Annotated in this window: 18 protein-coding genes; 12 read left to right on the plus strand and 6 right to left on the minus strand. The window is 58.7% G+C overall.

The window, feature by feature from the left end:
• Positions 1–30 precede the first annotated feature (30 nt).
• Positions 31–603, plus strand: coding sequence for a class I SAM-dependent methyltransferase (locus OCY70_RS26010; protein ID WP_213429551.1), 573 nt, complete (start codon positions 31–33; stop codon positions 601–603).
• Positions 604–719: 116 nt separating this feature from the next.
• On the opposite strand, the gene maa is transcribed toward OCY70_RS26010, so the two are convergent.
• Positions 720–1,283: a maltose O-acetyltransferase gene (maa, locus tag OCY70_RS26015; RefSeq protein ID WP_213429552.1), complete on the minus strand. Its 564-nt coding sequence runs from the start codon at positions 1,281–1,283 to the stop codon at positions 720–722.
• A 437-nt stretch (positions 1,284–1,720) separates the two neighbouring features.
• Between maa and OCY70_RS26020 the strand changes: the two genes are divergently transcribed.
• The 3 genes from OCY70_RS26020 (at position 1,721) to OCY70_RS26030 (ending at position 7,130) form a co-directional block, all read left to right on the plus strand.
• Complete coding sequence (locus tag OCY70_RS26020) at positions 1,721–2,386, plus strand: tetratricopeptide repeat protein (RefSeq protein WP_213429553.1); 666 nt, start codon at positions 1,721–1,723, stop codon at positions 2,384–2,386.
• Positions 2,387–2,710: 324 nt separating this feature from the next.
• Positions 2,711–5,488: an endo-beta-N-acetylglucosaminidase gene (locus tag OCY70_RS26025; RefSeq protein WP_213429554.1), complete on the plus strand. Its 2,778-nt coding sequence runs from the start codon at positions 2,711–2,713 to the stop codon at positions 5,486–5,488.
• Between the two features lie 580 nt (positions 5,489–6,068).
• Positions 6,069–7,130, plus strand: a complete 1,062-nt coding sequence (locus OCY70_RS26030) for a copper amine oxidase N-terminal domain-containing protein (protein WP_213429555.1) — start codon at positions 6,069–6,071, stop codon at positions 7,128–7,130.
• A gap of 74 nt (positions 7,131–7,204) precedes the next feature.
• Here OCY70_RS26030 and serS read toward each other — a convergent pair whose 3' ends face one another.
• The 3 genes from serS to OCY70_RS26045 all read right to left on the minus strand — a co-directional run bounded on the left by serS (position 7,205) and on the right by OCY70_RS26045 (position 9,760).
• Positions 7,205–8,479, minus strand: coding sequence for a serine--tRNA ligase (gene serS, locus OCY70_RS26035; protein WP_213429556.1), 1,275 nt, complete (start codon positions 8,477–8,479; stop codon positions 7,205–7,207).
• 301 nt (positions 8,480–8,780) lie between these two features.
• On the minus strand, positions 8,781–9,254 hold the full coding sequence (locus tag OCY70_RS26040; RefSeq protein ID WP_213429557.1) for a MarR family winged helix-turn-helix transcriptional regulator: 474 nt from the start codon (positions 9,252–9,254) through the stop codon (positions 8,781–8,783).
• A gap of 26 nt (positions 9,255–9,280) precedes the next feature.
• Positions 9,281–9,760, minus strand: a complete 480-nt coding sequence (locus OCY70_RS26045; RefSeq protein WP_213429558.1) for a glutathione peroxidase — start codon at positions 9,758–9,760, stop codon at positions 9,281–9,283.
• Positions 9,761–9,945: 185 nt separating this feature from the next.
• Here OCY70_RS26045 and OCY70_RS26050 point away from each other — a divergent pair, with 185 nt between their 5' ends.
• From OCY70_RS26050 to OCY70_RS26070, 5 genes are all read left to right on the plus strand, one after another.
• Positions 9,946–10,326 (plus strand): c-type cytochrome, encoded by a 381-nt coding sequence (locus tag OCY70_RS26050; RefSeq protein ID WP_213429559.1) that lies wholly within the window; start codon positions 9,946–9,948, stop codon positions 10,324–10,326.
• A gap of 198 nt (positions 10,327–10,524) precedes the next feature.
• Entirely contained in the window at positions 10,525–11,328 is an 804-nt protein-coding gene (locus OCY70_RS26055) for a gluconate 2-dehydrogenase subunit 3 family protein (protein ID WP_249725395.1), read from the plus strand.
• 21 nt (positions 11,329–11,349) lie between these two features.
• Positions 11,350–13,071: a GMC family oxidoreductase gene (locus OCY70_RS26060; RefSeq protein ID WP_213429561.1), complete on the plus strand. Its 1,722-nt coding sequence runs from the start codon at positions 11,350–11,352 to the stop codon at positions 13,069–13,071.
• 49 nt (positions 13,072–13,120) lie between these two features.
• Positions 13,121–13,852: a twin-arginine translocase subunit TatC gene (gene tatC / locus OCY70_RS26065; protein WP_213429562.1), complete on the plus strand. Its 732-nt coding sequence runs from the start codon at positions 13,121–13,123 to the stop codon at positions 13,850–13,852.
• Positions 13,853–13,885: 33 nt separating this feature from the next.
• Complete coding sequence (locus tag OCY70_RS26070; RefSeq protein ID WP_133379962.1) at positions 13,886–14,086, plus strand: twin-arginine translocase TatA/TatE family subunit; 201 nt, start codon at positions 13,886–13,888, stop codon at positions 14,084–14,086.
• Positions 14,087–14,142: 56 nt separating this feature from the next.
• Here OCY70_RS26070 and OCY70_RS26075 read toward each other — a convergent pair whose 3' ends face one another.
• Positions 14,143–14,883 carry a stalk domain-containing protein gene (locus tag OCY70_RS26075; RefSeq protein ID WP_213429563.1) on the minus strand — a complete coding sequence of 247 codons (741 nt, stop codon included), beginning with the start codon at positions 14,881–14,883 and terminating at the stop codon, positions 14,143–14,145.
• Between the two features lie 386 nt (positions 14,884–15,269).
• Entirely contained in the window at positions 15,270–16,022 is a 753-nt protein-coding gene (locus tag OCY70_RS26080) for a TraX family protein (RefSeq protein WP_249725397.1), read from the minus strand.
• Positions 16,023–16,196: 174 nt separating this feature from the next.
• Here OCY70_RS26080 and OCY70_RS26085 point away from each other — a divergent pair, with 174 nt between their 5' ends.
• From OCY70_RS26085 to OCY70_RS26095, 3 genes are all read left to right on the plus strand, one after another.
• Positions 16,197–16,985, plus strand: a complete 789-nt coding sequence (locus tag OCY70_RS26085) for an SDR family oxidoreductase (RefSeq protein ID WP_213429564.1) — start codon at positions 16,197–16,199, stop codon at positions 16,983–16,985.
• A 142-nt stretch (positions 16,986–17,127) separates the two neighbouring features.
• Positions 17,128–19,260: a DNA topoisomerase III gene (locus OCY70_RS26090; protein ID WP_213429565.1), complete on the plus strand. Its 2,133-nt coding sequence runs from the start codon at positions 17,128–17,130 to the stop codon at positions 19,258–19,260.
• Positions 19,261–19,297: 37 nt separating this feature from the next.
• Positions 19,298–20,287 carry a D-2-hydroxyacid dehydrogenase gene (locus OCY70_RS26095; RefSeq protein ID WP_213429566.1) on the plus strand — a complete coding sequence of 330 codons (990 nt, stop codon included), beginning with the start codon at positions 19,298–19,300 and terminating at the stop codon, positions 20,285–20,287.
• Positions 20,288–20,507 lie beyond the last annotated feature (220 nt).

Raw genomic sequence — 20,507 nt, forward strand, 5'->3', positions numbered from 1 at the left:
CATGAGGTTGATTGTCAAGGAGGAGAAGAAATGTCAGAACGTCGCTTCAACCCGGAGAACATGGCGAGGCTGGACAGTCCGGAACGCCGTCAATCGCTCCCCCCTGAGCGCCTAGTCGCATTATTGAACATCGAGGACGGAGACACGGTCATCGATATCGGCGCAGGCACAGGATACTTCACCCTGCCTGCAGCGAAGCTGACCCGGGGCAAGGTGATTGCGCTGGATGCCGAGCCGCAAATGCTGGAGGAACTCCAAAAGCGGGCCCGCGAAGCAGGGATCGGCCATATTCAGAGCCAGCTCGGGGAGATTGAACGCATGCCGCTGCCGGATGGGGCGGCCGATCATGTCATCGCCTCGCTCGTGCTCCATGAGGTGGAGCCGCCAGAGCAGGGCTTGAAGGAGATCCGCCGCATTCTGAAGCCGGGCGGCCGGGTGCTGATCGCCGAGTGGGACGTGAAGAAGCCGAAGGAAGGCCCGCCGCCCGCTCACCGGATAGTGTCCGATGATCTGCTGCATGCGATGCTGCAGCTCGGCTTCAAGGAGATCAGCGTCTCTTTTCCTTCTGAACAATATTACGTCATGACCGGGATGAAGGCTTAGCTTCGGAACCAGGGGCCATCATCGCGTGCCAGAACGCTCGAAATCAGCCGGATGCGAAGCCGCGAGGCCCGCATCCGGCTGTTCTGCTTGCTGAACCGCTGTCTGGTCCGGCGGTGCTATTGGACGTCGATCGTCTTGATGATGCGCGCCGGGTTACCGCCGACGACGACATTGTCAGGGACATCCTTTGTGACGACGGCTCCCGAAGCGACCACGACATTGTTGCCGATCGTCACGCCCGGATTGATGACGGCCCGGCCGCCAATCCAGACCCGATCGCCGATCGTCACCGGCTTGCCGAACTCTGCCCCGGAGCTGCGCTCGATAGGATCCAGCGGGTGGGTTGCGGTATAGATGTGAACGCCCGGAGCCAGGAAGCAGTCGTCGCCGATGCGAATCTCGCAGACATCGAGCATGACACAGTCGAAGTTGGCGTAGAATCGGCTTCCGACATGAATGTTGTAGCCGTAGTCGCAATTGAACGACGGCTCGATATAGACCCCTTCCCCCAAGCTCCCGAAGAGCGATTGCAGCAGACTTGTCCGCTCCTTATGGTCCGTCTCCACGGTCTGATTGTACAGCCGGGTCAATCGTCTGGCCCGCTCGCGGTCGCGCACCAGCTCTTCATCTCCGGCACGGTACAGCTCGCCCCGGATCATCTTTTCCTTTTCCGAACTCATAGGTGTCTCCTCTTTGTAGTCGTAGTATAAGTCACAAGCTCCCCTTATTATGAATCCATCGCCGCACCGGTTGCAAGCGGTTAGTCAGCGTCTCACCGTTCCGTTCCGAAAAAACTAGCCCGGCAAGTCCGCCAATCGTTCCGGGCATTGCTCCATTAAAACATGGCCGCCCCTTCGATCGCTTCTGCCTTCGCATGGGACAGCTTCCGCCGGTATTGCTTGAACACCCGCTTCGGAATAGTCTATCCCCGGTACCGTAAATCAGCAGGGAAGGAGCCGTAATCTTCCCGCCACGGGAGAATCAATCGCGATCTCCTTCCACCGCAAGCCGCAGCCGAATTCACGGCATCGGACAAGCCGGGAAGCAGGGATGGACAGGTATGTGCGGCCCAGTCTATGGTATACTCGGATCATTATTAGTAGAGGTGGATGTGAACGTGAGCAAATTTTTGGCCTTTGGCATGTTATTTTGGCTATTGGGCAATCCGATTGCAGCCATCATCGTGCTGCTGCTGATTCTATATGTGCTCGATCGGCGCTTTGTCGGGCTCTCGCCGAGCTTGTTCAAGCCGCTGAAGCGAAGGAACCGGATCGGGAAGCTGAAGCAGCAGATCGGCGCCAACCCGCATGATGTGTCCGCGAAGATGGAGCTGGCCCGGCTGCTGATCGAGCGCAGAGCCTGCCGGGAAGCGAGACAATGGCTGGAGCCGCTGCAGGAGACGATGGAGCACTCGGCCGAATTCTGGGATGATCTCGGAACCTGCTGGCTGCATACCGGCGATCCGGAACGGGGAGAAGCCGCGATCAGGAAGGCATTGGAGCTGAACCCCCGGGTCAAATACGGCCAGCCGCATCTGCGGCTCGCTTCCTTGTATGCGGAGACGGACAAGAACCGGGCGATTGAGGCTTTGCAAGCTTATCAGGAGGTTCATTCGTCATCCTGCGAATCGTATTACCGGCTCGGCAAGCTGTACGAGCAGCTTGGCCGGAAGGAGGAAGCCCGGGAAGCGTGGCACCAGGCTGTCGCGATTTATCGCTCGCTGCCGCGTTACAAGAAGCGGGAGGAACGGAAGTGGATGCTGAAGAGCATGTTCAAGCGATAGGGGACATGCATCCTGGCATTCCGTCGCAAGCGTCAAGCGTTGCAAGTGTAGTAAGCGTCGCTGCGGCTTGGCGCTGCCGCTGCAAACCGGTGCGCCGTACCATTAAGAGGTTAATCCGGAAATCCCAGTAGTGGAATAATTAAAGGTTCGGGAGATTAATTAAAGGCGATTGTCCAATTGGGGATAATTGCCCTTTTTTTTGCGGCGCAAACGTTTACAATGGACTTGTCGTTGTGTGGAAGCGTTATCTTTTTCGCTCCGGCTCAAGCGGCCGTGGCGAAAAAATCATTAGTATACATAATGGACCATTTGGAGGGATTTTTTATGAAACGCCTAATACCAACCGTTCTGTCCCGCAGCAATATGAAGCGTAAATTTGCCGTATTGCTGAGCACGGCGATGATCGCCGGAGCGCTCACCGGATGGGCCGGACAAGCCTATGCCGCGCAGCCGCATTCATCCTACTGGTATCCGGACACGCTGCTGGAATGGTCGCCGCAGACAGACAAGGATGCGCCATTCAACCGCGGCTCGGTGAAGCTGAATACCGAACGGGTGCAGGGCTACAAGGTGAATCCGAATGCCAAGACGGAGCCGAAGGTCATGGCGCTCGCGTCCATGTACAAAAGCACGAGCGGCGCGCCGTCGCAAGGGAACGATCAGTTCCATGGCTATGCGTTCAGCTACTGGCAGTATGTGGACAAGCTCATTATGTGGGGCGGTTCGGCAGGGGAGGGACTGATTGTTCCTCCGAGCGCGGACGTCATCGATGCAGGGCATAAGAACGGCGTTCCGGTATATGGAACCGTTTTCCTGCCGCAGAAGGAGCATGGCGGCAAGATCGAATGGCTGCGCGATCTGGTGCAGCAGAAGGAGGACGGATCGTTCCCGGTGGCGGATAAGCTGATTGAAGTCGCCACGTATTACGGCTTCGACGGGTGGTTCATCAACCAGGAGACGCAGGGGGCGACGCCGGAAGATGCGCAGCTTATGCAGCAGTTTTTGAAATATCTCCAAAAAAAGAAGCCGTCCCATATGGAAATCATCTGGTACGATTCGATGATTAAGGAAGGGCCTGTCAAATGGCAGGGCGCCTTGACGGACAAGAACGTCATGTTCTTCCAGGACGGGGAAGAGCGGGTCGCGGATCAGATGTTCATCGATTTCCGCTGGCAATTCAAAAAGGAAGGCCAATATGATTACGTCACGCCATTCCAGAACTCGCCCAAGCTGGCCGACAGCTTGAAGCGCGATCCGTATGAGCTCTATGCGGGCATGGATCTGGAAGGCGGCGGGGGGTACCAGGGCAAATACAACTTCCCGGTATTGTTCCCGGAAGACGGCACGGCCGTAACTTCGCTCGGCCTGTATCGTCCGGACTGGGCGTTCAATACGACGAAGACGAATCAGGATTTCATGGAGAAGGAGCAGAAGCTCTGGGTCGGGGAGAACATGGACCCGTCGAATACGAAGGCGCAGGGCAACGCATGGCGCGGCATTGCTCATGATATCGTGGACAAGACGGTGATTACGAAGGCGGATTTTATTACGCATTTCAATACGGGGAACGGGAAGCAATTCAGCGTGAACGGGAAAAAGATGCGCGACCGCGAATGGTTCAACCGGAGCCTTCAGGATATTTTGCCGACCTGGCGCTGGATGGTAGACGAGCAGGGCCAGAAGCTGAAGCCTAGCTTCGATTTCGGCACTTCCTTCTACGGCGGCAGCTCGTTGAGACTGTTCGGGACGGTCGCTCCGGGGGCTTCAACGAACGTAAAGCTGTTCAAGACCGACATCGCGGCGACGTCCGCCTTGCAAATGTCGCTCATCTATCAATCCAATGACCGCGAAGCGGCGGGCATCAACATCGGCGTAGCCTTGGAGGGAGCGCCGGACGAGTACAAGATCGTAAAGCCGGCTTCCGCCGAAGAAGCCGGGGTTCATGGCGATTGGACGCGTGCCGTCTACGACTTGAGCCCATATGCCGGCCAGAAGATCGTCGGCGTCTCGGTTCAAGTGGAAGGCAAGGCGAGAGACAATCTGTACGCGGTCAACATCGGCCGGCTCCAGATTGGCGATCGGAACGACAAGGCGGCGGCTGTGGGGCAAGTCTCCGATCTGAAGCTGATTGAGAACGATGTGCGCGACGGCATTTATGCCGATGCGCGCTTGACCTGGACCCCGCTCGGCGACGATGCGATGCTCTACGAAGTATACCGCGTCCTGCCGGACGGCTCCCGCGAGTTCGTCGGAGCGACAGGCAACAACTACTACTATGTGTCCGAGATGAAGCGCAGCGGCATGGAGGAGGAGACGAAGCTGGCGGTCGTGCCGGTGAACCGCCACTACGACCAAGGCCGCGCGGCGGCGATATCGTTCGCATGGCCGGCCTATCCGGCGCCGAAGGCGGACTTCGAGGCCGACAAGACCTTCGTGGCGCCGGGAGAAGCCGTGCAGTTGACGGACAAATCGTCCGAGGTTACGGCAGAATGGGAGTGGAGCTTCCCGGGCGGCACGCCGGCTTCCAGCACGGAACGCCATCCGCAGGTGAGCTATGCGGAAGAAGGAACGTATGAGATTACACTGAAGGCCAAAAACGCGGCCGGCGAAGACGTAATGACGAAGTCTAAGCTCATTACGGTATCCAAAGAGGCGGCATTCCGCTCGGAGGATCTGGCGATCGGGGCGAAGACGGAGGCGTCCAGCTTCGTTAATGACAGCGAAGCGCCGCAGTTTGCGGTCGACGGAGATATGAGCACGAAGTGGTGCGCTGTCGGCAGCGGCGAGCATTGGCTGAAGGTCGATCTGGGGCAGGCGCATGAGATTACCCAGTTCGTCGTTCACCATGCCGAAGCAGGGGGCGAATCTCCTGCCTTCAACACGCGCGAATTCAAGATCCAACTGAGCATGGACGGGGAGAACTGGAGCGATGCGGTTACCGTGACCGACAACGACAAGGCGACGAGCAAGCACGCCATCGCGAAGACCGAGGCACGCTATGTCCGTCTGCTCGTGCAGAAGCCGACGCAGGGCGGAGATACGGCCGCGCGCATCTATGGCTTGGAAGTGCTAGGTTTGAAGAACAAGCCCGCAGCGGAGTAAGCGATAAGAGGTTACTATGGGGAAAGCAGGCAGGCCGGAGCAGATCCGGCCTGCTTTGATGTCATTTTTATATGAGTTTATGATAGCAATCACAGGAATACTCTAATTTTCATAGCTAGTCAGCGGGATTAATGAAAGCTTCCCATAGGATGGAAGTTCATTGAATAGAACTTTCACTTACGATTGGCCTAATGAACAAGTAACATAAAGCTTATTTCTCGTAATGCCCAGGAGCAAAACTGAAAAAGTGCAGGATTTATCTGGCTGCAACGTAAATTCAACAAGAATTCCTGGTAAACTACATCATTTTCCTCCATACACGAAGGAATAATCGTGATCCTCCGACAATTGATGCAGATTTGCAGGACTCCCCCTGCACGCCACTACCACCTCAAGAAATACTGTAGTTTTGCAGCTTTTTTCCGCGCTCCGGAGTGTCATTCCCCCCTGATCCTCGACATTTTCCTCAATTCTTCGCCGATTGCAGCATCTGGAAGAAGGGTTCAGTCGAATCGATAGCGAATCCCTTTAATAGAAGCACGACCAGGACCTACATCGAATGCGAGAGGAGCAGGAAACGATGCGCAAATGGATGCTTGCCGGATTATGTCTGGTCATCGGATTGGGATTCCAGTTACTGTCGGGGCCGGGTAACGCGGAAGCGGCCAGCAAGACGGCGGCCGGGGGGAAGGCCGACGTCTACCTGAACGGATTTCAGCTAACGGAATGGAGATGGGAGCGCAATTACATCATGGTTCCGTTGTTTGCTTTTGACGATTACAGTTACTTCGGCAACTCGAACGAGCAGGAGATTACGTACAAATGGGATGCCGAATCCAAGACGGTATGGGTCTTTTCCAAGGGCAAGACGAATGCCGTGAAGCTGATCGCGGATAAGACGGTCGCTTGGGTGAACGGCAAGAAAGTGGAGCTTGCGGCCCCGGTCAAAATCATGGACGGCCACACGTATGTGCCGCTCCGCTTCGTGAGCGAGGCGCTCGGCGGCGAGGTGGAATGGAACAACAGCAAGCGGACGGCGATTATCCGGACGCCGGAACGGGTGGGGCGGGATGAGGTGCTGCGCACCGGAGGGCTGGAGGAGGCGCGGAAGGAGGCCTTGCTCCTCCCCTCCGTCTTCCCGAATCGGGAGCTGCCGTATCGGGCCGAAGGCTTCGAGGTCAAGATCGAGTTCCCGGAAGGAGAGGCTTTGCGCTACTACTCTACGGTGAAGGACGTCAAAAGCTACATCGCCGTAAATGAGGACGGCTTGGCGGAGGTCTTATGGCAGGGACGGACGACGGCCAATCCGGACACCTATCTGGAGGAGAGCGGGACCCGGCCCGAAGGGGAGGAGGCGCTGATCTATTTTCAGCATACGTTCCCGGTTCAGGACACCGTGAAATACGGCAAGATTGACAAGGATGGCAAGGCGACCGAACTGGGTACCTTCGAAGTCAAGCGCTCGCTGCGGACCTCCGCGGACGCGGTGACGGCCATTGCCGGCGAGAAGCGGAAGGATGCGGCCCCCGCCCAAGGCAGCGATAAGACCGCCAGCAAAACGACCGGCACATCCGCCAGCAAGACCGCAACTAAGGCCGACAGCAACAGCGAGAACAAGAGTGCGGGCAAGGGCGGAAGCTAGGATTCAACCCCACAACCCGACTAGCAAAAAAGCGGCAGCCTCCCGTTCGGGGGCTGCCGCTGTGCATGGCGCGCTTATTGGATGCGATCCATTCCGCGCATATATGGACGCAGGGCTTCCGGGATCCGCACCGCACCGTCCGCCTGCTGATGATTCTCCAGCAGCGGAATCAGAATGCGCGGGCTGGCGACGGCCGTGTTGTTGAGGGTATGGCAGTACTGGAGCGCGCCATCCTCGTCCCGGTAGCGGATCTGCAGCCGCCGCGCCTGGAAGTCGAGCAGATTCGAGGCCGAGTGGGTCTCGCCGTAAGCGGAGCGCCCGGGCATCCACGTCTCGATATCGTACTGCTTATAGGTCTTCTGCGACATGTCGCCGGTGCAGACGTCCATGACGCGGTACGGAAGCTCCAAGGCCTGAAGGATATCCTCGGCGTGGGCGACCATCTCCTCCAGCATCCGGTTCGATTCCGCCGGATCGCTGCGCGTCAGGACGACCTGCTCCACCTTGGCGAACTGGTGGACCCGGTACAGTCCGCGCACATCCCGGCCGGCCGAGCCAACCTCGCGGCGGAAGCAGGACGAGGCCCCGGCCAGCCGGATCGGCTCGCTGACGTCCACGATCTCGCCGCTGTAATAGGCGGCGAGGCTGACCTCCGACGTGCCGACGAGCCAGCGGCCGTCCTCGGGCAGCGCGTACGTCTGCTCCTCGCCAAGCGGGAAGAAGCCGGTGCCGACGAGCGCTTCCTCCCGCACGAGGAGCGGAACGTCCAGCAGCGTGAAGCCGCGGTCGGCGAGCAGATCGAGCGCCATCTGCTGCACCGCCCGATGAAGCAGCACGCCGGCCGCCCGCAAGTAATAGCTGCGCGAGCCCGCGACCTTCACCCCCCGCTCCGTATCGATCAGGCCGAGCCGCTCGCCGAGCTCGACATGGTCAAGCGGGTCGAAGTCGAAGCGGGGCGGATCGCCGACGCGCCGCACCTCCACATTGTCGGCGTCCGAAGCGCCGACCGGTGAATCCGCCGCCGGCAGATTCGGAACGAGCAGCATGCAGCGGCGGTACTCCCGCTCCGCCTCGCCCAGCTCCCGTTCCAGACGCTCCAGCGTCTCGTTCATCTCCCGCACGCTCGCCTTCAGCGTCTCGGCTTCGTCACGCCGCCCATCGCGCAGACAGGCCGCGATGCGGGCCGATGCCTCATTACGGGCTTGGCGGAGCGCATCCGCCTCCTGGAGTGCCGCCCTTCTCGCTTCATCCCATCGAAGCAGTTCATTCACGTCGAACTCCATTCCTTTGACCCGGGCGGCCTCTTGAACCAAATCCGGGTGGCTGCGAATCCATTTGATATCCAGCATACGTCACATCTCCTTCGTTCTACCGAAAATAAACAGAAAGCGCCCCTCATCCGATTGGGACGAGGAGCGCTAGCTCGCGGTGCCACCCAACTTGATTCCCGTTCGCGCTCAAGCGCAGGCGACGGAGAATCCCCTTGGTTCCGCGATAACGGGCGGCCCCGGTTCACTTAGAGACAGAGGCCGGCACCAAAAGCCGCCCATATCCGGTCGAGAACGCCTCCGAGTTGGATGCTCTTCATTGGCGTGATGGCTGTATCATGATTGATATTATTATAGAATATTCTATCCAAAAGTCAAACCGTCATTCGCCCCGCTGCGGAGGATGCTGCGACAAATGCTCCAGCAGCGCGCGGATGTCGTGCAGCAGGCGTCCCGGATCCAGCCGGGCGCCATCAGCCAGCTCCGCCAATTGGGCAGGGATGCAGGCTGCTTCCTTTTTCAAGGAATGGCCCTTGCCGGTCAGCGAGAGGATGACCTTGCGTTCGTCCTCTGCGGCGCGAGCCCGGCGAATCAGCCCTTGCTGCTCCATGCGCTTCAGCATCGGCGTCAGCGTTCCGGAGTCCAAATATAAGCGGAGACCCAATTCCTTCACGGTCATGCCGTCATGTTCCCACAGCGCCAGGAGGGCGAGATATTGCGGGTAGGTGAGCTCCAGCCGCTCCAGCAGCGGCCGGTACAGCTTCGTCAATTCCCGGGAAGCCGCATAGATGGCGAAGCAGAGCTGATTATCCAGCTTCAGCCGCTCATCCGGCGGCAGGGGATGGGATGTCGTCATCGCAACCACTCCTAACTTCGGCCCCGCTAGAGCAAAGCCGCGATCTCGTCTTCCAGCTTGGCCGGGTTCGTCTGCGGAGCATACCGGCCCACGACGCGCCCGTCTTGGCCGACGAGGAATTTGGTGAAGTTCCACTTGATCTCGGTGCTGCCTAACAGCCCTTTTTTCTCATGTGTGAGATGGGCAAACAACGGATCGGCCTCAGGCCCCTTCACATCCACCTTCGCGAACATCGGGAAGGTAACGCCGTAATTAACCTGACAGAACTCCATCGTCTCCTCCGTCTTCTCGAACTCTTGATTGCCGAACTGCGCGCACGGAAATCCAAGCACGGCGAAGCCGCGATCCTTGAACTTGTCATACAAGGCTTGCAGCTCCTTGAATTGCGGCGTAAATCCGCACTTGCTCGCGGTGTTGACGATAAGGAGCACTTGCCCCTCGTAATCCCGCAAGGGCGTTAATTCGCCATTCGGCTTCTTCACCGTAAAATCGTATACCGTTGTCATTACCCATCCGCTCCTTTACTTAAGAAAAGTAACGTCTCAACTTACTACCCTGTTTATAGCATGTTTAAAAATAGCGGTCAATTAAATTGTGTACAATTTAATTCGGTGAAACGCGAGATACATGAACAGACAACGAGTGGGAATGCTAACGGTATTCCCGGCATGAATAAGAGGTGGATGAAGCTATGTTCAAAAAAATGACCATGATGATCGCTGCTTTGGTTCTTGCGATCGGACTGGGCGCATGCGCTTCTTCGAATGAACAGGAAGCAGGCACGAATCAGGGGCAGGACCAAGGACAGAATCAAGGCCAACCCCCAGCGGAGACGACCCCTGCTACTAACGTAGATGCGGCGGCGGTCTATAAGCAGAACTGCCTGGTCTGCCATGGCGCCAATCTGGAGGGACAAGTCGGGCCGAACCTCCAAAAGGTGGGGGCGACTCACACCCCGGAAGAAATCTCGACCATCATCCATCAGGGCGGCAACGGGATGAATGCGTTCGAGGGAGTATTGAGCGAGGATGAGATTAGCGCGTTGGTAGAGTGGCTCTCCGCCAAAAAATAAGCGGATGCCGCCGTCCGGGCCATGCGGCATGAAGGAGTGGAGATGCAGGTTCTCTCCGCTCCTTTTTCATGCCGTCATAACCGGTTGGGCGGCAGCCGGCAAGCCGTGACGGATATGCATATTGTTCCCGCGAACGGAAATAGTAAGCGTACATTAAGGAAACCTGTCAAATTCAAACAACTTATAATAAAAGGGAGGATGAACGTGGCGGAAAAACGCAGCACCCGGAACAACAGACCGCAGGGGCAGGCCCGCGACCAATCGCGCCGCCAATTTCTGAAGGTGTCCGGGGCGGCGCTGGGCGGTGCCGTAGTCGGGGGTGTGGTAGGAGCGGTGATCGATCGTTCCTTCCGGCCGGGCGCCGGGACGCAGCCTGCTCCGAATCAGCCGGCGCCACAGCAGGCTCCGGATCATAACCAGGCACTGATGTATTTCAATCAGCGGCAATTCCGGCTTACGGAAGCCGCCGTGGAACGCATATTCCCCGCAGACGATATCGGACCGGGCGCGGCCGAGCTTGGGGTTGCTTATTATATCGATCACCAGCTTGCAGGCCAGTGGGGCATTAACGCCCGCGAATATATGCAAGGGCCGTTTTTCAAGGGCGAGCCGACGCAAGGCGGATTCCCGAGCATCAAGCATCATGAACTGTTCACGCTCGGATTGGACGCGTTGGAGAAGTACAGCACGAAGCATTACGGCAAGACCTTCACCGAGCTGGAAGAGAGTCAGCAGGATGATGTGCTCAAGGCGTTCGAGTCCGGGAAGGACGCTCTCCTTGATAACGGAGAGACGACGGGGGCTTTCTTCAAAATGCTGCGCGCGCTGACGCTCGAAGGCGTCTATGCCGATCCGCTCTACGGCGGGAACAAAAATATGATGGGATGGAGAATGAGACGCTACCCGGGCAACCAGATGAGTTATTTCAATATTATCGACAAGCCCGATTTCGTTGAGATGGAACCGCAAAGCTTGCACAGCCATATGACCCAACATTCCTAACCGTGTAAGGAGAGCGATGCAATGGCAACGAAGTTACCGAAAGTGCCCGTCGTCATCGTCGGCATGGGTTGGGCGGGGGGCATCATCGCTTCCGAGCTGACCAAGGCCGGCATCAAGGTGCTTGGGCTGGAACGGGGCAAAAGCCGCAAAACCGAAGACTATTTCATGGTCCACGATGAGCTGCGCTACGCTCAGCGTTATGAACTGATGCAGGACTTGTCCAAGGAGACGGTCACGTTCCGCAACAAACAAAGCCAGCGGGCGCTGCCGATGCGAAGCTACGGCTCCTTCCTGATGGGAGATGGCCTGGGCGGCGCCGGAATCCATTGGAACGGCCAACATTTCCGGTTTTTGCCGTATGATTTCGAGATTTACACGAAGACGGTGGAACGCTACGGCAAGAAAAAGATTCCGGACGGCATGACCATTCAGGACTGGGGCATTACCTATGATGAGCTGGAGCCTTATTTCGACAAGTTCGAGAAAATGGCGGGCATCTCCGGGGAGCAGGAGCAGAATCCGATGGTCGGCCATCGCTCTAACCCGTTCCCGACGCCGCCCATGAAAAAGACGCCGGCGATCACGATGTTCGAGGAAGCCGCCAAAAAGCTGGGCTATCATCCGTACATGATGCCGTCTGCGAATCTGTCTCAAGCCTATACGAATCCGGACGGCATCGCCCGGGCAGCCTGCCAATATTGCGCCTTCTGCGAGCGCTTCGGATGCGAGTACGGAGCGAAGGCCGATCCGGTGGTGACGGTCATTCCGGTCGCCGAGAAGACGGGGAATCTGGAAATCCGGACGAACTCCAACGTGACCGAGATTTTACATAGCGGCAAGAAAGCAACGGGCGTCGTCTACGTGGATACCGTGACGCGCAAGGAGTTCATTCAGCCGGCCGATGTCGTTATTTTGGCCAGCTATGTCTTCAATAACGTGAAGCTGCTTCTGCTGTCGAATCTGGGGACGCCTTACGATCCGGAGACCGGGCAGGGAGTCATCGGCCGCAACTATGCGTACCAGGTGAACGGCGGGGCCGCGGTCGGCTTCTATGAGGACCGCGAGTTCAACACCTATGCGGGCGCCGGAGCGCTGGGCATCGAGGTGGACGATCTGAATGGCGACAACTTCGATCATAGCGATGTCAACTTCATTCATGGAGCGGGCATTCGCCTGTCTCAGACCGGACTTCGCCCGATCGCGAACAATTCGACGCCGGAAGGCGTTCCGTCCTGGGGGAAGGATTTCAAAAAAGCCTCGATCCACTATGCGTACCGGACCTTGTCGATCGCTCCGCAGGGGGCGAATATGCCGTGGCGGCATCATTATCTGGACCTGGATCCGACCTACAAGGATTCCTATGGTCTTCCTCAGATCCGGATTACCTACGATTTCGAGGATCAGGATCGCGAGCTGGTCAAGTTCATGGCGGCCAAATCCAAGGAGATTATGCAGGAGATGAAGCCGAGCAAAATCGGCTCGAACGGGCAGCTTGCCCCGTACAATATCGTGCCTTACCAATCGACGCACAATACGGGGGGCGTCATTATGGGAAGCGATCCATCCGCCTCCGCCGTCAATAATTACTTGCAAATGTGGGACGTGGATAATCTGTTCGTCGTCGGCGCGTCGGCCTTCCCTCATAACAGCGGGTACAACCCGACCGCCACCGTAGGCGCGCTTGCCTATCGCGCGGCAGAAGGCATTCTCAAATATATGAAGCAGGAAGGGCCGCTGGCGTAAATGCGGAACCTTTCCCATCCTCATCTTGTCCGGCAGGGGGCGAGAGCGAATGAATAATCAGGAAGAGCTGATTCTGCATTTGACGGAGCTGCGCAAACGGCTGATCGTGTTCACATCGTGGTTCCTTGCGATGCTGTGCGTCGGGCTCTGCTTATCGTCGCGGCTGCTGCTTCTGTTGAAATCGAGGCCAGCCCGGCTCGGGATTCAATGGAACGTGTTCGCGTTCACGGACGGGCTGTTCGTTTATATGAAATGCGCTCTGCTCTTCGCCGTGCTGTTGTCGCTGCCGGTCCTCTTTTATCAGCTATGGGCGTTCGTCCGGCCGGGATTGACGGAAGAAGAAGCGCGGGCGGCGCTGGCTTATGTGCCCGCCTCCTTCCTGATGTTCCTTTTGGGGGTTGCTTTCAGCTATTATGTGGTGTTTCCCATGATGCTGGAATTTCTGATGCAGATGAACCGCAGCATCGGGGCGGCGGAGATGTACGGCATCGACCGGTATTTCACGTTGATGTTCAATATCGTCTTCCCGCTCGGCATCGCCTTCGAGATGCCGGTCGTGGTCCTGTTCTTGACCCGGCTGGAGCTGATTACGCCGGATAGGCTGCGCCGCGTCCGGAAGCCCGCCTATCTCGGCTTGACGATTGCCGGGGCGTGCATTTCGCCGCCTGATGTCGTCTCCCATTTGTCGGTGACCATCCCGCTGATCGCGCTGTTCGAGCTGAGCATTTTTCTGTCCGCTGCCTATTCCCGCCGGCTGGAGGCCTCGTCTGCCAGTCCGTAGCCCTCACATCTTCCAGGAAGGAGGTGGCCCCCCATGCTGAACAATATCGGGATTTCCGGCCTGGTCATTATTTTGATGCTGGCGCTGATGCTCTTCGGCCCGGCGAAGCTCCCGCAGCTCGGGCGCGCGTTCGGCGACACGCTGCGGGAATTCCGCAATTCCACCCGCGGCCTGACCGACGACGGCAAGGAAGAAGAAGACCGGGAGACCATCGAGCTGAAAAAGCTGCCATAGGCATGACGCAAACGGCCGCAGCCTCCCTAAGCCAGGGATGCTGCGGCCGCGCCGTTCTATGGAACGGTCTTGAACCACAGGCCGCTTGTGCCGTCGGCTTTGCGGCCGTTCGCGATGAGCGGCTCCGCGTCGTCTTGACTGACCTGGAAGGCGGCCCATCCCGTATAGGTTCCGCCGACATATATCTTCGTCCGGAGCGGAGGATCCGGGGTGACGACCGCCACCGCAGGATAATCGGCTCCGTCGGAAGAGACCAGGGTGAAGTCGAACGCGTTGACGTCGACCGCCGCATCCGGGGTGGCATGAGAGTCGATGCTGACGGTCACTTTGGCCAATATGTATTCATAGCCTTTGCGCGGCGCTTTATTGAAGCGGTTCGCCGCGTACATTTGTTCCCATGCTTCCTTCCCTCTCACAATCTCCTCGACGGTAATGCTTCCTGTCGCCGTCTCAGCGGCTCCGGTGCCTGCAGCAAAGACAACCGTCTCGCCCAGCGAAGCCGGGTGCTGCCGGGAAGCCCTGCGCGATTCGGCTGCGGCGTCTTGCGGAGCCGGCATGGCGCGCGGAGACGAGTGGAGCGTGATCGTATGGCTTGTCTTGTCATAGCGTACGTCGGCCCCAAGCGCTTCCGAGACGGTGCGCAGCGGCACATAGACGGTTCCGTTGATGTCCCGGATATCCGCATCGATTTTCTTCCCGTCCACGATCAGCTTGTACGAGCCGGCGGCCAACGCTCCGGTTGCACAAGCAGTAAGAAGCAGGGCAGCCCCGATTGCGATTGAAAACCTGCTTTTCATATGCTCTCTCCTTGATAGTTATGTTTACATTCTATCGGTAGCAGGACTATTTTACCTTAGATTAGACTGATTATGCCTCCAAAAAACACAATCGTTACAATTGTTATATATATTAAGCTAAACACAAACGTTCATTGCGCTTGCAAGTGATGATTTTCCAGTAATTTTGTTCCGCATAAAAAAGGATTGAAATGAATACAAGATAGCTAAAGTTTTTGATATAGTTTCTATTTTTCAAATGCATCTCCTCCCTCAAACAATTCATGTTACTCCAATCTTCTCGCAAAGAAGCAAATATGCACGATCGATCGTTTGGCGAGTTATATAATTTTATGCTCACTGCCTTATATAGACACGCTAAATGTCTGATCGATAACGATGCCGTCCTATGCCGCGGCCAGCCAACTGATGGCATACAGCATCCATACATGCAGAGGATAAAACAAATAGAACAAGTATTTGGCCCACGGTTGGTCCGGGCCTCGTTGTCCGTTATAGGCCAGTATCAATAGGATCGCGAAGACCATCATCCACTGCGGATTGACCGCGAACAGGTAATGGGCCGTCCACATCTCCTCTCCGTGCAGATTGGCGTACGGGGCGAGCGAGAACACGAGAGAAGAGAGGATATACGCGGGAATCATCGCTTTGGTGCCCCGAAGCAGATGGAAGACGAGCGCCATCGATACCGCCAGCAAGCTGTACTCGACGAAGAACATGGCTCCCATAATGGTGCCGCAGATCAGGATGCCGCCCGTCGTCTGGCCTGACGATCTCGCCCAGTCCAACGCTGCCATCAGCACGAGCGCGGCGAAGAGCGAGAGGAAGATGTTGTTGTCGATCGTCCCGCCCGGCATCGCAAATGTCAGCAGCTCGCTGCCGCCCGCCATCGCCAGAGCGAAGACGAACATGCGCAGCATATAGCGCCGGATGTCGCGCGTATGGGCGTAGCCTTCCGCCGCGAAGAAGAAGAAGACCGGGGCGGCCAGCCGCCCGACGCTATGGAACCAGTCGGGAGAATCCGGGAAATAAAAATGAATATGATCGAGCAGCATGAGTGCGAGCGCGAGCAGCTTCAGCGTGAACGCGTTCAAATCGTCGAATCCCTCCTTGCGGAGCGCCGCGGCGGTCCGGGCCACGGTCGGTCCAGTTCCTTATCATAGCACAATTATCATAGCACAACCCGAGAGGAGGATTGCGAAGAAAGTGGTTGAATTTGGTATAATGTCGGTAAGAACATCGTAGGCTCATGTTGAATCTGCCGCGCCGTTCGGCAGACTTGCCGCATTTTACAGGAGAGGAGTCGGGTAAGTATGGATTTGCAACTGCAGGACAAGACGGCTATCGTGTTGGCCTCATCCAAAGGCTTGGGATTGGCGGCGGCCACCGCGCTGGCGGCGGAAGGGGCGAGCGTGACGCTGGTCGGGCGCCAGGAAGAGACGGTTCGCGCGGCGGCGGGGCAGATAGAGGCACGGACAGGAAGCCGGCCGCTCGCCGTCGTGGCGGATATTACCCGCCCGCAAGATATCGAACGCATCGTGGCCGTCACCGTGGAGCGGCACGCCACCGTCGACATTCTGGTCAACAATTGCGGCGGGCCGGCGCCGGGAACCTTCGACGAGATTGACGACGCGGCCTGGCAGCACGGCTTCGAGCTGACGCTGCTCAGCTATATCCGTTCCATTCGCGCCGTGCTTCCTTATATGCGCGCCCGGAAGTTCGGGCGCATCGTCAATGTGACCTCCTCCGCGCATAAGGAGCCGATCGAGAATCTCGTCGTCTCCTCCACGCTGCGGGTCGGCGTGCTCGGTCTCGCCAAGACGCTGGCTCCGGAGCTGGCGCGGGACAATATTTTAATCAATACGGTCGGTCCGGGCCGCTTCGCGACCGATCGCGTCATCCAGTTGGACGAGTTGGCCGCGGAGGCGCGGCAGGTGGAGGTTGGCGAGATCGCGGAGGAGCAGCGCCGCCGCATCCCTGTCGGCCGCTACGGCAGTCCCGAGGAGATGGGGGCGCTGATCGCGTTCCTCGCCTCGCCGGCGAACAGCTATATGACCGGCCAGGCGCTGCTGGCCGACGGAGGAGCCGTCCGCTCGCTCTAACGGAACGATACATCGCCATGCGGGCCCCGAGGGGAAATGTCCTTCGGGGCTGCGTTCGTTGGCGGGGGAGCAAGGGGACGGCAACGCGGTTGAACGCCATGCTATAATGGGTTCAGAGTATCGATAAGGAAGGAATGGACGCATGAAATCACTCGTTCTGGCAGAAAAGCCTTCGGTCGCGCGGGAGCTCGCGCGCGTGCTCGGATGCCGCAACTCGCATAAAACGTATTTTGAAGGTTCCGATTATGTCGTCACCTGGGCGCTTGGTCATCTCGTCGGGCTGGCGGAGCCGGAAGATTACGATAAGAAATACCAGACCTGGCGTCTGGAAGATCTGCCGATCATTCCCGATCGGATGAAATTGAAGGTGCTGCGGGAATCGTCCCACCAATTCAAGGCCGTGCAGCAGCTCTGCAAGCGTCAGGACCTGAAGGATCTGATTATCGCGACCGACGCGGCGCGCGAAGGGGAACTGCTCGCCCGCTGGATTATGCAGATGGTGAAGTGGAACAAGCCGTTCCGCCGTCTCTGGATCTCTTCCCAGACGGACAAGGCGATTCGGGAGGGCTTCCGCCAATTGAAGCCGGGCAAGGCGTTCGATCGGCTGTATGAATCGGCCCGCTGCCGCGCCGAGGCCGATTGGCTCATCGGCTTGAATGTGACGCGGGCGCTGACGGCCAAATTCGAGACCCCGCTGTCCGCCGGCCGGGTGCAGACGCCGACGCTGGCGATGCTGATGAAGCGCGAGGAGGAGATTCGGGAATTCCAATCGCAGGAATATGAGACGGTTCACGCCGACTTCGGCGGCTTCGAGGCCGCATGGCGCGCTCCCGGCGGGGATGCCCGCCTGTTCCGGCTGGAGGACGCCGCGGCGCTGGCCGAGAAGCTGAGAGGGCGCGAAGCGGCGATCTCCGGCTTGAAGAAGACGGAGAAGAGCGAGCCGCATCCGCTCGCTTATGATTTGACCGAGCTGCAGCGGGACGCGAACCGGCGCTACGGCTTCTCCGCGAAGCAGACGTCGAATGTGCTGCAGCGCTTGTACGAGCAGCACAAGCTGGTGACGTATCCGCGCACGGACAGCCGCTACCTGTCTTCCGATATGACGGGTACGCTGCCCGAACGGCTGGACGCGATGGCCGTCGGCCCGTACGCCGCGATCGCGAAGCCGCTCCTGCGCGGAAAGCTGCATGTGACGAAGCGCATCGTCGATGACGCGAAGGTGACGGACCACCACGCGATCATCCCGACGGATGAGCCGCTGCGGCTGGCCAATCTGTCGCCGGAGGAGCGCAAGCTCTATGATTTGATCGCGCGCCGCTTCCTGGCCTTGTTCCTGCCTCCGGTTCGTTACGAGCAGGTCGCGGTCACGATCGACATGGGCGGGGAGCTGCTGCACGCGAAAGGCAAGACAGTCATCGACAACGGCTGGAAAAAGGCGTATGAGAACGATTGGGATATGACGGATGACGAGGACGATGCCGATGAAGCGGGCCGGGCCGAGCAGCGCCTGCCGAGCCTCGCTCAAGGCCAGCGGCTGCAGGCGAAGCGCGTCTTCACCCGGCGCGGACGGACGAAGCCGCCCGCAAGGTATACCGAAGCCACGCTGCTGACCCAGATGGAGAAATACGGGCTCGGCACGCCGGCGACCCGGGCGGATATTATCGAGAAGCTGGTCTCCTCCGACACGATCGAACGACAGGGCTCTTCGCTCCAGCCGACCGGCAAGGGGAGCCAGCTCATCAAGCTCGTGTCCGAGCAGCTTCGGTCGCCGGCGCTGACGGCACAGTGGGAGCGCGAGCTGGAGCAGATTGCCCGCGGATCGGCCCATACGTCCGCCTTCATGGCGGACATTCGCAAGATGACGGAGCAGCTTGTGAGCGAAGTGAAGCGGAGCCAGGCGGAGTATAAGCCGCATAATCTGACGAACAGCCATTGCCCGGACTGCGGATCGCGGCTGATGGAGCGCAAGGGGAAGCGGGGCAAGTGGCTCATCTGCTCGAACAAGTCATGCGAGTACCGGCGCTCGGCGGAGAAAAATCTGTCGAACCGGCGCTGCCCGCAATGCCATAAAAAAATGGAATTTAAAATCGGCAAAGCCGGCAAATTCGTGCAGTGTCTTCCTTGCAACATTACGGAGAAGCTGGAGGAAGGCGGCGGCAGAATCAAGAAGCATGAAGAGCGGCGGCTGGTGAAGCAATTCGAGAAGCAGGAGCCGCTCGGCAACAATCTGGGCGAGCTGCTTAAGGCGGCGCTGGCGAAGCAGGACGGCGAATAACGAAGCGGAAGCGAAGAAGATAAGGGGGCAAGAAGCGATGCGGATCGTCATATTGGACGGCCACGCGCTCCATCCCGGCGATCTGAGCTGGGACGTGCTGCGAACGGCGGCCGCGGAAGCGTTGGGCATGCCTGCGGCAGAGGTGCAGGTGGAGGCGCATGCGCGGACGGACAGGGAGGAGATCGAAGCCCGGGCGCAAGGGGCGGATATCGTGCTCACGAATAAGACGCCGCTGTCCGCGGAGACGCTGCGGAAGCTGCCGTCGCTCCGCTATATCGGCGTGTTGGCGACCGGCTACGACATCGTCGATGTCGATGCGGCGAAGTCGCTGGGCATCACCGTGACGAACGTGCCGGGATACGGAGCGGACAATGTTGCGCAGTTCGTCTTCGCCCTGCTGCTGGCCTGGTGCCACCGTGTGGAAGCCCATGACCGTTCGGTGAAGCGGGGCGGCTGGTCCCGCCAGCCGGATTTCAGCTACTGGCTGTCGCCGCAGACGGAATTGGCCGGCAGGACGTTCGGCATCATCGGCTACGGGCAGATTGGACGCAAGGTGGCCGTGCTGGCCCGGGCCTTCGGGATGAAGGTCATCGCATCCACTCGCACCGTGCCGGAGGGCGAGACCGGCATTCGGTTCGTCAGCCGGGATGAGCTGCTGGCCGAGGCCGATGTCGTGTCGCTTCATTGCCCGCTGGCCGAAGAGACGCGAGGCATGGTCAACCGGGCCTTCATCGCGAAGATGAAGTGGACGGCGGTGCTCATCAATACATCCCGCGGCGGGCTGCTGCATGAGCAGGACGTGGCCGACGCGCTGCGGGAAGGGCGGCTCTGCGGCGTGCTGCTGGATGTGCTCGCGGAGGAGCCGCCGCAGGCATCGCATCCGCTGCTCATGCCTCATCAGCGGCTCATCGTCACGCCCCATATGGCCTGGGCCTCGCAAGCTGCCCGGCAGCGCCTGCTCGCGATTGCCGCTGATAATATTCAAGCTTATCTGTCAGGAGCGTCGCAGCATGTCGTCCACCGCTAGCGGATGGCGGCAAGATAACGGCGCAGATCAAGATTGGCCCGGGATTCGTTCCCGGGTCATTTTTTTGGCATGCATGAATATAAATAGTTGGGGCGGACCTGAATGCGGCAAGCGTCGAGGCTTCGTCCCAGAGGCGAATTCGCCGCGAACACGCATTGTTTCCTTTCCCGATCCAGCTGTTTCAGCAGGTGATTTTCCTCCGTTCTTCTATCCGCTCGAA

The sequence above is a fragment of the Paenibacillus melissococcoides genome, assembly GCA_944800085.1.
In the GTDB taxonomy this organism is placed as follows: domain Bacteria; phylum Bacillota; class Bacilli; order Paenibacillales; family Paenibacillaceae; genus Paenibacillus_B; species Paenibacillus_B melissococcoides.

Bases quoted from the DNA above. Each gene is read 5' to 3' on its own strand.
- OCY70_RS26010 (WP_213429551.1), top strand. From the start codon at position 31: ATGTCAGAACGTCGCTTCAACCCGGAGAACATGGCGAGGCTGGACAGT.
- OCY70_RS26090 (WP_213429565.1), top strand. From the start codon at position 17,128: ATGAAATCACTCGTTCTGGCAGAAAAGCCTTCGGTCGCGCGGGAGCTC.
- OCY70_RS26085 (WP_213429564.1), top strand. From the start codon at position 16,197: ATGGATTTGCAACTGCAGGACAAGACGGCTATCGTGTTGGCCTCATCC.
- OCY70_RS26060 (WP_213429561.1), top strand. From the start codon at position 11,350: ATGGCAACGAAGTTACCGAAAGTGCCCGTCGTCATCGTCGGCATGGGT.
- OCY70_RS26095 (WP_213429566.1), top strand. From the start codon at position 19,298: ATGCGGATCGTCATATTGGACGGCCACGCGCTCCATCCCGGCGATCTG.
- OCY70_RS26025 (WP_213429554.1), top strand. From the start codon at position 2,711: ATGAAACGCCTAATACCAACCGTTCTGTCCCGCAGCAATATGAAGCGT.
- OCY70_RS26045 (WP_213429558.1), bottom strand. From the start codon at position 9,760: ATGACAACGGTATACGATTTTACGGTGAAGAAGCCGAATGGCGAATTA.
- serS (WP_213429556.1), bottom strand. From the start codon at position 8,479: ATGCTGGATATCAAATGGATTCGCAGCCACCCGGATTTGGTTCAAGAG.
- OCY70_RS26070 (WP_133379962.1), top strand. From the start codon at position 13,886: ATGCTGAACAATATCGGGATTTCCGGCCTGGTCATTATTTTGATGCTG.
- OCY70_RS26040 (WP_213429557.1), bottom strand. From the start codon at position 9,254: ATGACGACATCCCATCCCCTGCCGCCGGATGAGCGGCTGAAGCTGGAT.
- OCY70_RS26030 (WP_213429555.1), top strand. From the start codon at position 6,069: ATGCGCAAATGGATGCTTGCCGGATTATGTCTGGTCATCGGATTGGGA.
- OCY70_RS26055 (WP_249725395.1), top strand. From the start codon at position 10,525: ATGAACGTGGCGGAAAAACGCAGCACCCGGAACAACAGACCGCAGGGG.
- OCY70_RS26075 (WP_213429563.1), bottom strand. From the start codon at position 14,883: ATGAAAAGCAGGTTTTCAATCGCAATCGGGGCTGCCCTGCTTCTTACT.
- OCY70_RS26050 (WP_213429559.1), top strand. From the start codon at position 9,946: ATGTTCAAAAAAATGACCATGATGATCGCTGCTTTGGTTCTTGCGATC.
- tatC (WP_213429562.1), top strand. From the start codon at position 13,121: ATGAATAATCAGGAAGAGCTGATTCTGCATTTGACGGAGCTGCGCAAA.
- maa (WP_213429552.1), bottom strand. From the start codon at position 1,283: ATGAGTTCGGAAAAGGAAAAGATGATCCGGGGCGAGCTGTACCGTGCC.